At 68.7% G+C, this 12,810-nt stretch carries 11 protein-coding genes and 1 riboswitch; of the genes, 7 read left to right on the forward strand and 4 right to left on the reverse strand.

All coding sequences use genetic code 11. The features are described from left to right. Positions 1-48 precede the first annotated feature (48 nt). The gene (locus tag ABS361_13530; GenBank protein ID XBY43122.1) at positions 49-711 is read right to left on the reverse strand and encodes a DsbA family protein; all 663 of its coding nucleotides are present in this window, start codon (positions 709-711) and stop codon (positions 49-51) included. 191 nt (positions 712-902) lie between these two features. Beyond that, a complete protein-coding gene (locus tag ABS361_13535) occupies positions 903-1,442 on the reverse strand; it encodes a DciA family protein (protein ID XBY43123.1) in 540 nt (179 codons plus the stop codon). A 214-nt stretch (positions 1,443-1,656) separates the two neighbouring features. On the opposite strand from ABS361_13535, the gene mutY reads away from it, so the two are divergent. Together mutY and ABS361_13545 are read left to right on the forward strand one after the other, a co-directional pair. Further along, positions 1,657-2,754, forward strand: coding sequence for an A/G-specific adenine glycosylase (gene mutY, locus ABS361_13540; GenBank protein ID XBY43124.1), 1,098 nt, complete (start codon positions 1,657-1,659; stop codon positions 2,752-2,754). A gap of 107 nt (positions 2,755-2,861) precedes the next feature. Then, entirely contained in the window at positions 2,862-3,863 is a 1,002-nt protein-coding gene (locus tag ABS361_13545) for a hypothetical protein (protein ID XBY43125.1), read from the forward strand. Positions 3,864-3,959: 96 nt separating this feature from the next. Here ABS361_13545 and ABS361_13550 read toward each other — a convergent pair whose 3' ends face one another. Then, on the reverse strand, positions 3,960-5,024 hold the full coding sequence (locus ABS361_13550; protein ID XBY46896.1) for a site-specific DNA-methyltransferase: 1,065 nt from the start codon (positions 5,022-5,024) through the stop codon (positions 3,960-3,962). 432 nt (positions 5,025-5,456) lie between these two features. On the opposite strand from ABS361_13550, the gene ABS361_13555 reads away from it, so the two are divergent. The 5 genes from ABS361_13555 to gcvPB all read left to right on the forward strand — a co-directional run bounded on the left by ABS361_13555 (position 5,457) and on the right by gcvPB (position 11,160). Beyond that, positions 5,457-6,116, forward strand: a complete 660-nt coding sequence (locus tag ABS361_13555) for an HAD family hydrolase (protein XBY43126.1) — start codon at positions 5,457-5,459, stop codon at positions 6,114-6,116. A gap of 188 nt (positions 6,117-6,304) precedes the next feature. Then, positions 6,305-6,406: riboswitch (glycine riboswitch) on the forward strand. Positions 6,407-6,590: 184 nt separating this feature from the next. Next, entirely contained in the window at positions 6,591-7,787 is a 1,197-nt protein-coding gene (gene gcvT / locus ABS361_13560; protein XBY43127.1) for a glycine cleavage system aminomethyltransferase GcvT, read from the forward strand. A gap of 54 nt (positions 7,788-7,841) precedes the next feature. Beyond that, positions 7,842-8,210 carry a glycine cleavage system protein GcvH gene (gene gcvH, locus ABS361_13565; GenBank protein XBY43128.1) on the forward strand — a complete coding sequence of 123 codons (369 nt, stop codon included), beginning with the start codon at positions 7,842-7,844 and terminating at the stop codon, positions 8,208-8,210. Positions 8,211-8,242: 32 nt separating this feature from the next. Next, complete coding sequence (gene gcvPA, locus ABS361_13570) at positions 8,243-9,589, forward strand: aminomethyl-transferring glycine dehydrogenase subunit GcvPA (GenBank protein XBY43129.1); 1,347 nt, start codon at positions 8,243-8,245, stop codon at positions 9,587-9,589. Next, complete coding sequence (gene gcvPB / locus ABS361_13575) at positions 9,583-11,160, forward strand: aminomethyl-transferring glycine dehydrogenase subunit GcvPB (GenBank protein ID XBY43130.1); 1,578 nt, start codon at positions 9,583-9,585, stop codon at positions 11,158-11,160. The genes gcvPA and gcvPB overlap by 7 nt, the downstream gene beginning before the upstream one ends. Positions 11,161-11,256: 96 nt before the next feature. Here gcvPB and ABS361_13580 read toward each other — a convergent pair whose 3' ends face one another. Beyond that, a complete protein-coding gene (locus ABS361_13580; GenBank protein ID XBY43131.1) occupies positions 11,257-12,735 on the reverse strand; it encodes an AMP nucleosidase in 1,479 nt (492 codons plus the stop codon). Positions 12,736-12,810 lie beyond the last annotated feature (75 nt).

Raw genomic sequence — 12,810 nt, forward strand, 5'->3', positions numbered from 1 at the left:
TCGGGAGGGCTCAAACGAGCGATCCCGAGAGCGAGCCGCAACGAAGGATCAGCTCTTCACGAGCGGACCGAGCACCTGATCGACCTCGTCGGGGGTCGAGAAGCCCTTCTGCTTCTTGCCGTTGACGAAGAAGGTCGGCGTCGCGTCCACACCGAACTTCTCGTCGGCGCGCGCCCTGCTCTCCTTGACACCATCGAGCAGGGTCTGATTCGTCAAGCAAGCCTTGAACGAATCCTGTGTGAAACCGACCTGCTTCACCAGGTTGAACAGCGCCGAGACCGGATCGTCGACATGGGCCCAGGTGCGCTGCTGGTCGAAGAACATCGACGTCATGTCGAAGTACTTGTCCTGCGGCGCGCAGCGCGCCAGCATCGAAGCGGCGGCGGCGAGCGGATCGAGCGGGAATTCGCGGAAGATCAGCTTGACCTTGCCCGGCTCGATGTACTTCTCCTTGATGTGCGGCAGCACCGTCTTGTGCCAGTTGGCGCAATGCGGGCAGGTCATCGAGGCGTATTCGACGATCGTGACCGGGGCATCGGCCTTGCCGAGCACCATGTCCGGCAGGGTGCCGGGCTTCATCAGTTCGGCCTCGATCGCCGACTGGGCGAGGGCGCGCTCGGGCGCGACGCCCGCGGTGGCGCCGACCAGCGCGAGCGTGGCGGCGGTCGACAGCATGGTGCGGCGGGAGAGCGTCGCGGAGAATTCGGTCACAGGGGCGATCCTTCGATGGAGGCCGTCACGGGTGAGATGGCGGGTCGCGGAACGACGTGTCCGGCCGCTCGCGTGCGGCCGGCAGTTTGCTCATTCCTGACCGGGACGCAACAGGAGGATTGTGGCGGCACCGCGCCGCGACCGATCGCAGTTGCGTGAAGAGGCCCGCCCAAACGGCCTTTTCAGCCGTTTCAAGTCGTGCCGCGATCGGCCTTGCGCCCGATCAGCCCACGGCCGAGCCGCTCGAGCGCGGCGCGCAGGCCCTCGTCCTCGATACCTTCGACGGCGCGGGCGATGCGCCGTTCCTCGGCGATTGAAAGCGCGCGCAGACGCGGCGCGCGCTGCACCGCCGGCCGGGCGATCGGCCGCTGGACGATGCGGATGCGGTCGACCGCGGCATAGCCGAACATGGCGTTGATGCGCTCGACCAGCACCGGCAGCTCGTGCTGGAGCAGGAGCGCGCGCGGCCCTTCACAGCGCACGACCAGCGTCGCGGGGACAAAACCGTCCTCGCCACCGTCCTCCAGCCGCCGCGACCAGAGCAGCCGCTCGGGCTGCGTCACGTCGGCATAGGCCGGGCCGACGATCTCGGCCCAGTGCGCGATGATGTCGACCGAGGCGAAGCCGCGACGGCGCGCGGCCGGCGACAGGACGTCGCCGAGCAGATCCCCGACGGCGCGCGCGCCTCTCGGGCCCTTCCGGATCTCACGGTCGGAGCGTCCGCCGTTCATCGCTTCCTCGCCCTCGCGCTCCCGCGGCGCGTGATTGCCGCTGCTGTTCTGACACTCCCGATGGCCTGCGAGCAATCCGTGCCGTCGCGCCGTCCCCGCAATGCCCTGCCCGGACCACCGCGCGGCTCGTGGCTGCGCCGCGTTCCACAGACCACGGCGGTTTCGCCGCGGTGCAGACTTCCAACAGCGGCTCGGCTCGGCCATGGTCCCATCCATGTCCGCTCGCCCCGCCTCGCCCGATTCCGTGCCGCCCGATCCCGGTGCGCTGCTCGCCTGGTACGACCGTCACCATCGCCGCCTGCCCTGGCGGGTGACGCCGGTCGACCGCGAGAGCCATGGTCTGCTGCCCGATCCCTACCGGGTCTGGCTGTCGGAAATCATGTTGCAACAGACGACCGTGGCCGCGGTCAAAGGCTATTTCGAGGCATTCACGCAGCGTTGGCCGACCGTCGAGGCGCTCGCCGCCGCCGACGAGGCCGATGTGATGAAGGCCTGGGCCGGGCTCGGCTACTATTCGCGCGCCCGGAACCTCAAAGCCTGCGCGGAGACGGTGGTGGCGCAGCACGGCGGACGCTTTCCCGCCGAGGAGAGTGCGCTTCTCGATCTGCCCGGCATCGGCGCCTATACGGCGGCGGCGATCACCGCGATCGCCTTCGACCGCAAGGCGACGGTCGTCGACGGCAATGTCGAGCGGGTGGTAACGCGGCTGTTCGCGATCGAGGAGCCGATGCCGGCGGCCAAGCCGGCGGTGAAGCGCCAGGCCGCGACGCTGACGCCGGACCGGCGGCCGGGCGACTTCGCGCAGGCCATGATGGATCTCGGCGCGACGATCTGCACGCCGAAGAAGCCGGCTTGCGCGCTCTGCCCATGGGAGCGCTCCTGCGCCGCGCGGGCAGCAGGGACGCAGGAGCTCTTTCCGGTCAAGGCGCCGAAGGCCGAGCGGCCGACGCGCTATGGCACGGCCTTCGTCGCGATCCGCGCCGACGGCGCCGTGCTCGTGCGCCGGCGGCCGCCCAAAGGCCTGCTCGGCGGCATGACCGAGGTGCCGTCCGGCGCCTGGACCACCGCGAAGAGCGCGGCCGACGATTTGTCCGCCGCGCCGTTCGAGGGACCGTGGCGGGTGCTGCCGACGCGCGTCGAGCACACCTTCACGCATTTCCACCTGATCCAGACCGTGCGGGTGCTCGACGTGCCACAGGATCGCGCGGCACCGGCCGGCATGTGGTGGTCGCCGCCGGCGGAACTCGGCGGCGAGGCGCTGCCGAGCGTGTTCCGCAAGGTCGTCTCGGCGGCGCTGGGGCGGCCGGTTTGAGATTGGCGCCCCCACGCCCGATCTAACGAAAAGCTGTCCGCCGTCATCGGCCCGTCACCGGGCCTATGCAGCTTCGCGCCATCCCTGACGTCGGAGGAGAATTTTCAATGACGCGTTTCGTGACGCAGGCCCTCGCGGCCGCTCTCGCCACCGCCGTGCTCGCCGCCCCGGCCGCGCAGGCCGTCGAAATCGGCGGCCCGAAGGCCTTCGCCTTCGTGGCGCTCGGCGACATGCCCTACAAGATCCCCGAGGACTATGCCCGGTTCGAGGCGCTGATCGGCGAGATCAACAAGCTGAAGCCGGCGTTCTCGGTCCATGTCGGCGACATCAAGGCCGGCTCGACGCCCTGCACGGACGAGAACATCCTGAAGGTCAAGGGCGAGTTCGACCTGTTCGAGCAGCCGCTCGTCTACACGATCGGCGACAACGAATGGACCGACTGCCATCGCGAGAAGGCCGGCAAGTTCAATCCGGTCGAGCGGCTGAACAAGCTGCGCGAATGGTTCTTCGCGGAGCCGAAGAGCCAGGGCAAGACCAAGCTCGCGCTCGAGCGCTTCGCCGACGTCTTCCCGGACACGAAGTCGTTCGACGGCAAGGGCTTCGTCGAGATCACCCGCTTCGCCCACGGCGGCGTCCTGTTCGTGCAGCCGCACATTCCCGGCTCGAACAACAATTTCGAGACCCGGAGCCTGGAGAACGTCCAGGAGTTCTTCGCCCGCGACAAGGCGAACAACCTGTGGATCGAGGACAGCTTCGCCAAGGCCAAGAAGGACGGCGCCGGCGCGGTCGTGATCTCGATCCAGGCCGACATGTGGGACATCAAGCAGACCGAGACCGACATCCCCCTCGCCTCGGGCTTCGTCAAGACGCTGAAGACGATCGAGAAGGGCGCCAAGGACTTCGGCAAGCCGGTGCTCGTGATCTACGGCGACGCCCATCACCTGATGATCCAGCCTTTCCTCGGCACCGACGGCAAGCCGGTCGCCAACGTCACCAGCATGATGGTGCCGGGCGAGAAGGTCATCGGCGCGGTCCGCGTCGTGGTCGATCCGGACAACGCGGCGATGCCGTTCGTCTTCCAGCCGATCAACGAGACCGCCGCGAAGTGAGGCTTCTCCGGCTCGACTGAAACGGGAAACGCCGGGCTCGTCGCCCGGCGTTTTGCGTTTGGAGGCCGCTCGCGGCGGCGGGCTCGTCGGCCGGCTTCAGCCCGGATTGCCCATCATCTTGCGCACGGCCTGCCGCAGATCGTCGATCACCACTGGCCGGCCTTCGCGGAAGACGTGCCAGAAGGTCCAGCCGTTGCAGGCCTCGGCCGACTGCGCTGCCGCGCCGACGCGGTGGATCGAGCCGGTGATGCCGTTCCAGTCGAGCGAGCCGTCGGCGCGGACCACCGCGGCGACCGTGCCCTTGGCATCCGACAGCGTCTCACCGGGCGCGAGCAGGCCGCCTTCGATCAGCGAGCCGAACGGGATGCGCGGCTCGGCCTTCTTGCCGAGTGTCAGCGCCAACGCCTCGGCCGAGGCCGGTTCGACCGCGGCGATGCGCGCCTCGGCATGGGCGGCATAGGTGCGGTCGCGCTCGACGCCGACGAAGTGCCGGCCGAGCCGCCGGGCGACCGCGCCGGTCGTGCCAGTGCCGAAGAACGGGTCGAGCACGACGTCGCCGGGCTTGGTCGACGAGACCAGCACGCGGTGCAGCAGACCTTCCGGCTTCTGGGTCGGGTGAACCTTGTCGCCGGCGTCGTCCTTCAACCGCTCGCCGCCGGTGCAGATCGGGATCAGCCAGTCGGAGCGCATCTGAAGGTCCTCGTTGAAGGCCTTCAGGGCGTCGTAGTTGAAGGTGTACTTGCGCGCGTCCTTGTCGCGGGCCGCCCAGATCAGCGTCTCGTGCGCGTTCTGGAACCGGCGACCCTTGAAGTTCGGCATCGGGTTGGTCTTGCGCCAGACCACGTCGTTGAGGATCCAGTAGCCGAGATCCTGCAGGATCGCGCCGACCCGGAAGATATTGTGGTAGCTGCCGATGACCCACAGCGTGCCGTCGGGCTTCAGCACACGGCGCGCGGCGAGCAGCCAGGCGCGCGTGAAGGCGTCATAGGCCTCGAAGCTCGCGAACTGGTCCCAGGCGTCGTCGACCGCGTCGACCAGGCTCTGGTCCGGCCGATGCAACGTACCCTCCAACTGCAGATTGTAAGGCGGATCGGCAAAAACGACGTCGACCGAATGGGCCGGGAGCTTCGAGAGCTCCGCCACGCAGTCGCCGACGAAGATGCGATCGAGGAAGGCGGACCGATCGACCTCGCCACCCCTAGGCGTGCGCCCGCGGCGGCCGGCGACGGCCGGCGCCTCCGGGACGGGGGAACCCGAGGCAGGGAAAGCCGCCGCATCCGGCGAGGACCGCTTACGCAAAACTGACATGACGCCACTCGAAACAGACGCGTACGGCCTGAATCGTGGGCGATCAGGGTAAAGGGCGCGTTAAGCCCGGATCACGAAAACAACTCGGTTACTCAATACCTTATTTACCATGTTCGCAGCTTTTTGCTCTGCTTCGGGAACCCTTTTCAGCGCCCCGCCGGACGACGGCGGCAGGCCGCCACGAGCCCGGGGCGAACACGAGCCATGCCGTCCGGGCCCTAGCCGGCCGGGGCGCCGCCGTATAGGTCGGAGCGCGAAACGCGACGGCCGAGGGAGGGCCCGACCATGCTGGTGATCTTCGACTGCGACGGTGTGCTGATCGATTCGGAGATCATCGCCTGCGCCCACGACGCCGAGGCGCTGACGAAGCTCGGGCGACCGACGACAACCCTGGAGTTCGCCCGCCGCTTCACCGGCGTGCCCTTCATCGACAGCTGGCGCACGCTGGAAGCCGAACTGGGCACGCCGCTGCCCGAGAATTTCTTGAGCGACCACCGCGCGGCGCTGAGCGCGCGCTTCCTCGAGGAACTGCGCGCCATCGAGGGTGTGCGCGAGGCGCTCGAGGCCATGGACGTCGCGCGTTGTGTCGCCTCGTCGACCGGGCTCGCGTCGTTGCGCACCAACCTCCAGACGACCGGCCTGATCGACCTGTTCGACCCGCACATCTTCTCGGCGAGCCAGGTGAAGCGCGGCAAGCCGGCGCCGGACGTGTTCCTGCACGCCTGCTCGCAGATGGGCGTCGACCCGGCCGACTGCCTGGTGGTGGAGGATTCGGTCGCGGGCGTCACCGCGGCGCGGCGCGCCGGCATGAAGGTGGTCGGCTTCATCGGCGGCGGCCATGCCGACGACGATCTCGGCGACCGCCTGACCAGCGCCGGCGCGCGGACAACCTTCAAGGCGATGAGCGACCTGCATGCCGTCGTCGCCGCTCATCTGGCGGCGTGATCAGCCTTTCAACCCACGAAGCCATTCCCTCGCCGCTCTCGCCATGACAGCGGCATTCCCAAAACCGACCACCACATTTCCCTCCGCGCCGAATTGACGCATGCGAGGCGTCGGGGTATGCGTCGTCGTGAAGGGAAAATTTGTCGCACCCCTTCTGCTTCGGCCGACCCGACAGGGCGGCCTTGGCATACGCCGTAGCGGGAGAGCCCGGTCGACCGATGTGACGTCGACCGGCGCCGAAGGAGAAACCGCCCCGGAAACTCTCAGGCTGCAAGGACCGCAGCGGCGAGCGACACTCTGGAAAGCAGCGCCCGGCGACCGGCCGTGCGCTCACCGAAGGAGTAACCGGCCGGCACCCCGTTGAATGGAGAACGGGACCGACACGGGAAACTCTCAGGTTCTCGGACAGAGGGGGCGCGAACGGACCGACATCGGGCCGATTGCGTCTCCACATGTCCGGTATGGAACCGACGGATGAGCGCCGCCACCGACACCGCATCCCACGCCCCTGCTTCCGATCCTCACGCCGACGCCGACCTTCTATACACGCCCCTGCACGACCGCCACGTCGCGGCCGGCGCACGCATCGTGCCCTTCGCGGGTTATGCCATGCCCGTGCAGTACCCGCAGGGCATCCTCGCCGAGCACAAGTGGACGCGCGAGAAGGCCGGTCTGTTCGATGTCTCGCACATGGGCCAGGCCGTGCTGGTCGGTCCGGACCACGCCACGACCGCCCTTGCGCTCGAGGCGCTGATCCCCGCCGACATCCTGAACCTCGCGCCGGGCAAGCAGCGCTATTCGCAGCTCCTCGCCGACGACGGCGGCATCCTCGACGACCTGATGGTGGCGCGCTCGGCCGATCCGGCCGACGAGGGCGGGCTGATGCTGATCGTCAACGCCGCCTGCAAGGCGGCCGACTACGCCCATATCGCGGCGCGACTGCCGGGGAACGTCAAGCTGCACGTCGCTGACGACCGCGCGCTGATCGCGTTGCAGGGGCCGGCATCGGAGGCCGCGCTGGTCGATCTCGGCGCGACCTCCGTCGCGGCGATGACCTTCATGGACGTCGGCACGACCACGATCGCCGGCATCGAGGTGGGCATCACGCGCTCGGGCTACACCGGCGAAGACGGTTTCGAGATCTCGGTCTCGGCCGATCACGCGGTCGCGGTCTGGGACGCACTCGTCGGCCATCCGGACGTCGAGCCGATCGGCCTCGGCGCGCGCGATTCGTTGCGGCTCGAAGCCGGGCTCTGCCTCTACGGGCACGACATCGACACGAGCACCTCGCCGGTCGAGGCCGGGCTCGTCTGGTCGATGCAGAAGCGGCGGCGCGAGGAAGGCGGCTTTCCGGGCTATGAGCGCATCGCCCGCGAGCTCCGCGACGGGCCGTCGCGACTGCGCGTCGGCTTGAAGATCGACGGCCGCATGCCGGTGCGCGAGGGCGCGCCGATCCATCTTCGCGGCGCGGCCGAGCCGATCGGCATCGTCACCTCCGGCGGCTTCGGCCCGAGCGTCGGCGCGCCGGTCGCGATGGGCTACGTGACGCGCAGCCATTCCGCGATCGGCACCGAGCTCGACCTGATCGTGCGCGGCAAGGCCGTCGCCGCGACCGTCACCGCCCTCCCCTTCGTGCCGGCCCGGTTCCGCCGCGCCGGCGCGCGCGCCTGATCGCGCCTTTCCGTCTTCCCCGTTTCCCTTTCCCCGAGACCCGAGAGCCTTCCAATGACCCTCTACACCAAGGACCACGAGTGGATCCGCATCGACGGCAACATCGCGACCGTCGGCATCTCCTCCCATGCGCAGTCGCAGCTCGGCGACGTCGTGTTCGTCGACCTGCCGGAGGTCGGCAAGGCGATCGCCAAGGGCTCCGAAGCGGCCGTCGTCGAGTCGGTCAAGGCCGCGAGCGAGGTCTACGCGCCGATCTCCGGCACCGTCGTCGAGGTCAATGCCCAGCTCTCCGAAAATCCGGCGCTGGTCAACGAGGATCCGGAAGGCGCCGGCTGGTTCGTCAAGTTGCACGTCCCGCAGGGCACGGACGTCTCCGAGCTGATGGACGCGGCGGCCTACGCCGACTTCGTCGCGTCGCACTGACCGCCCGCCCCGCCATCCGAGGACACGCGCCCATGCGCTACATTCCGATCACGGACGCCGACCGGGCCGAGATGCTCGCCCGTGTCGGCGTCGCCGACGTCGACCAGCTCTATGCCGACGTGCCCGCCGGCAAGCTCCTCGACGGTCTTCTCGACCTGCCGCGCGCCAAGGGCGAACTCGAGGTCGAGCGCCATCTCGCCCGACTGGCGGCGAAGAACGTTTCCGCCTCGTCGGTGCCGTTCTTCGTCGGCGCCGGCGCCTACAAGCACCATGTGCCCGCGACGGTCGACCACCTGATCCAGCGGTCGGAGTTTCTGACCTCCTACACGCCTTATCAGCCGGAGATCACCCAGGGCACGCTGCAGGTGCTGTTCGAGTTCCAGACGCAGGTCGCGCATCTGACCGGCATGGAGGTCGCCAACGCCTCCATGTACGACGGTTCGACCGGCACGGCGGAAGCCGTGCTGATGGCGCACCGGATCACCCGGCGCACCAAGGCGGTGCTGTCGGGCGGGCTGCACCCGCACTACGCCGAGGTCGTGAAGACCACCTCGGACATGGCCGGCGACACGGTCGTCGCTCTCGCCGCCGATCCGACCGGCACCGAGGACATTCTCGCCGCGATCGATGCGACCACCTCCTGCGTCGTCGTGCAGTCGCCGTCGGTGTTCGGCCGGCTGATCGACCTGAAGCCGATCGCCGAGAAGGCGCATGCCGTCGGCGCGCTGCTGATCGCGGTGTTCACCGAAGTGGTGTCGCTCGGCGCGATCGAGCCGCCGGGCGCTCAAGGAGCGGACATCGTCGTCGGCGAGGGCCAGTCGCTCGGCAACCCGCTGACCTTCGGCGGCCCCTATGTCGGGCTGTTCGCGACCCGGTCGAAGTATGTCCGGCAGATGCCGGGCCGGCTCTGCGGCGAGACGGTCGATGCCGAGGGCCGGCGCGGCTTCGTGCTGACGCTCTCGACCCGCGAGCAACACATCCGGCGCGAGAAGGCGACGTCGAACATCTGCACCAATTCCGGGCTCTGCGCGCTCGCCTTCACGATCCACGCGACGCTGCTCGGCGAGGCGGGACTGACCCGGCTCGCGGCGCTGAACCATGAGGCGGCGGTGAAACTCGCCGACCGCCTCGCGGCCGTGCCGGGGGTCGGCGTTCTCAACGACACGTTCTTTAACGAGTTCACGATCCGGGTGCCGGGCGATGCGGCGGCGATCGTCGAGCGGCTCGCGGCGCGCGGCGTGCTCGGCGGCGTGCCGGTGTCGCGGCTCGCGCCGACCGCCGGTCTCGACGACCTGATCATCGTCGCGGCGACGGAAATCAACACGGACGACGACCGCGCGGCCTATGCGACGGCGCTGAAGGAGGTGCTCTCATGCTGAACAATCAGGGACGCCCGACCACGCCCGCCAACGACGCCGCGCCGGTCGATGCAGGCCGTGCCACCTTCACCGGCAATCGCGGCCTCGATCTCGAGGAGGCACTCCTGTTCGAGATCGGCCGCCGCGAAGTGACCGGCGTCGATCTGCCCGAGCCGGAAGGCGTGAAATCGCGGCTCGGCGCGCATGCGCGAAAAACCGCGATCGACCTGCCCGGGCTCTCCGAGCCGGAGACGATGCGCCATTACGTGCGGCTGTCGCGGCAGAACTACGCGATCGACAGCGGGCTCTACCCGCTCGGCTCCTGCACGATGAAACACAACCCGCGGCTGAACGAGAAGGCCGCGCGGCTCGCCGGCTTCGCCGACGTGCATCCGCTGCAGCCGGTCTCGACCGTCCCCGGCGCGATCGAGCTGATCGGCGAACTCGGCGACTGGCTGATCGAGCTGACCGGCATGAAGGCCGTGGCGATGAGCCCGAAGGCCGGCGCGCACGGCGAGCTCTGCGGCATGATGGCGATAAAGGCCGCGATCAAGGCACGCGGCGAGGCCCGCGACGTGGTGCTGGTGCCGGAATCGGCGCATGGCACCAATCCGGCGACCGCCGCGCTGATCGGCTTCAAGGTGAAGACGATCCCGGCGCGCGCCGACGGCACGGTCGATGTCGAGGCGGTCAAGGCCCTGCTCGGCCCGGACGTCGCCGCGATCATGCTGACCAACCCGAACACCTGCGGCATCTTCGAGCCGGAGGTGGCGGCGATCGCCGAGGCCGTGCATGCGGCCGGGGCCTACTTCTATGCCGACGGCGCCAATTTCAACGCGATCGTCGGCAAGGTCCGGCCCGGCGATCTCGGCGTCGATGCCATGCACATCAACCTGCACAAGACCTTCTCGACCCCGCATGGCGGCGGCGGTCCGGGCGCCGGCCCGGTCGTGCTGTCGGAACGGCTCGCCGCCTTCGCGCCGGTGCCGTTCGTGCGCAAGGGCGAGACGGGCTTCGAGCTGGTCGAGGGCTCGGATGCGGATGCGGCGGCGCAGCCGTTCGGCCGCATGACGGCGTTCCATGGCCAGATGGGCATGTTCGTGCGCGCGCTCGCCTTCATCCTCAGCCATGGCGCGGACGGATTGAAGCTCGCGTCGGAGACGGCCGTGCTTTCGGCGAACTACGTGCGTGCCGGCTTGCAGGATCTGATGTCGCTGCCGTTCCCGGATCACCCGTCGATGCACGAAGTGCTGTTCGACGATTCGTTCCTGGAGGGCACGGGTGTGACCACGCTCGACTTCGCCAAGGCGATGATCGACGAGGGCTATCATCCGATGACGATGTATTTCCCGCTCGTCGTCCACGGTGCGCTGCTGATCGAGCCGACCGAGTCGGAATCCAAGGCCTCGCTCGACCTGTTCGTGGCGACGCTGCGCGATCTGGTTCTCGCGGCCAAGCGCGGCGACCTCGCCCGCTTCCAGGACGCCCCGCGCTTCGCCCCGCGCCGCCGCCTCGACGAGACCCGCGCGGCCCGCGCGCCGGTCCTGAAGTGGGAGCGGCCGGAGCCGGCGGTGGCGCAGGCGGCGGAGTGAAGGTGATCGCCTGACCCGGACTTCAAGTGAAAACGCCGAGGTGGAGTTGATCCACCTCGGCGTTTTAGTCGCGTCGCCGATCGGCGGCGGCGGATCTCACTGGAACGCCACTTCCTCAAAGCTCCTGAGCTTGCGGGAGTGCAGCTTCTCGTTCGGCATGGCCCGGAGCTTTTCCATCGCGCGGATGCCGATCTGCAGGTGCTGATTGACCTGGCGGCGATAGAACTCGCTCGCCATGCCCGGCAGCTTCAACTCGCCATGCAACGGCTTGTCGGAGACGCAGAGCAGCGTGCCGTAGGGCACGCGGAACCGGAACCCGTTGGCGGCGATCGTCGCGCTCTCCATGTCGAGCGCGATGGCGCGCGACTGCGAGAAGCGCTGCACCGGCTCGCGATGGTCGCGCAGTTCCCAGTTGCGGTTGTCGATGGTGGCGACCGTGCCGGTGCGCATCACCGTCTTCAGTTCCCAACCCGACAGGCCCGTCACTTCGGCGACCGCCTCCTCCATCGCGACCTGCACCTCGGCAAGCGCCGGGATCGGCACCCAGAGCGGCAGGTCGGCGTCGAGCACGTGGTCCTCGCGGACATAGGCGTGGGCGAGCACGTAGTCGCCGAGCTTCTGCGTGTTCCTGAGGCCGGCGCAGTGGCCGAGCATCAGCCAGGCGTGCGGGCGCAGCACCGCGATGTGGTCGGTGATGGTCTTGGCGTTCGAGGGCCCGACGCCGATGTTGACCATGGTGATGCCGGAATGGCCCGGCCGGACCAGATGGTAGGCCGGCATCTGCGGCAGGCGCACCGGCGGCGTGCCGGAGACCGGCTCATGGGCGCCGCGCGGCAGGACGACGTTGCCGGGCTCGACGAAGGCCTCGTACTCGCTCGACGGATCCTGCATCTCGCGGCGGGCGAGTGCGATGAACTCGTCGATGTAGAACTGGTAGTTGGTGAAGAGCACGAAGTTCTGGAAATGCTCGGGCCGGGTCGCCGTATAGTGCGACAGGCGATGCAGCGAATAGTCGACGCGCGGCGCCGTGAAGGGCGCGAGCGGCTGCGGCTGGCCGGGAACCGCGATGAAGTCGCCGTTGGCGATCGCATCGTCGGTGACGGCCAGATCCGGCACGTCGAAGACGTCGCGCAACGGACGCCCGAGCCGCTCGTTGATGTCGAAGGCGAGGCTGACGTCATTCGACAGCGCGAAATGCAGCGGGATCGGCGCGCGGGATTCGCCGATCGAGACCGCGACGCCGTGATTGCGCATCAGGAGCTTCAGCTGCTCGGCGAGATAGTTGCGGAACAGATCCGGGCGCGTGACCGTGGTCGTGTAGGTGCCCGGACCCGGCACGAAGCCGTAGGCGAGGCGCGAATCGAGCCGCGCGTGGGTGTCGGAGGCGACGCGGATCTCCGGATAGAAGGCGCGGATCCGGCCCGCCGGCTTGGCGCCGTCGACGAGCGCCCGGAAGCGCTCGGTCAGATAACGGGTGTTGCGCTCGTAGATCTCGACGAGGCGCGCGACCGCCGCGGTCGCATCGGTGAATTCCTCGGCGGCGATCGGGGGCGGCGTCTCTTCGATCTGCGACATGATCCACTCTGCTTCTTCGTCTTTGGTCGAACGCAAGGTCGTCGCTCGCCCCCTCCGGGTCAAGGGCGGGAGCGG

It is taken from the genome of Ancalomicrobiaceae bacterium S20 (assembly GCA_040269895.1).
GTDB classification, from domain to species: Bacteria; Pseudomonadota; Alphaproteobacteria; order Rhizobiales; family Ancalomicrobiaceae; genus Methyloraptor; species Methyloraptor flagellatus.

Excerpts from the sequence above, each read along its gene's own strand:
- ABS361_13535 (XBY43123.1), bottom strand. The coding sequence starts at position 1,442 with ATGAACGGCGGACGCTCCGACCGTGAGATCCGGAAGGGCCCGAGAGGC.
- mutY (XBY43124.1), top strand. The coding sequence starts at position 1,657 with ATGTCCGCTCGCCCCGCCTCGCCCGATTCCGTGCCGCCCGATCCCGGT.
- ABS361_13545 (XBY43125.1), top strand. The coding sequence starts at position 2,862 with ATGACGCGTTTCGTGACGCAGGCCCTCGCGGCCGCTCTCGCCACCGCC.
- ABS361_13555 (XBY43126.1), top strand. The coding sequence starts at position 5,457 with ATGCTGGTGATCTTCGACTGCGACGGTGTGCTGATCGATTCGGAGATC.
- gcvT (XBY43127.1), top strand. The coding sequence starts at position 6,591 with ATGAGCGCCGCCACCGACACCGCATCCCACGCCCCTGCTTCCGATCCT.
- gcvH (XBY43128.1), top strand. The coding sequence starts at position 7,842 with ATGACCCTCTACACCAAGGACCACGAGTGGATCCGCATCGACGGCAAC.
- gcvPA (XBY43129.1), top strand. The coding sequence starts at position 8,243 with ATGCGCTACATTCCGATCACGGACGCCGACCGGGCCGAGATGCTCGCC.
- gcvPB (XBY43130.1), top strand. The coding sequence starts at position 9,583 with ATGCTGAACAATCAGGGACGCCCGACCACGCCCGCCAACGACGCCGCG.
- ABS361_13580 (XBY43131.1), bottom strand. The coding sequence starts at position 12,735 with ATGTCGCAGATCGAAGAGACGCCGCCCCCGATCGCCGCCGAGGAATTC.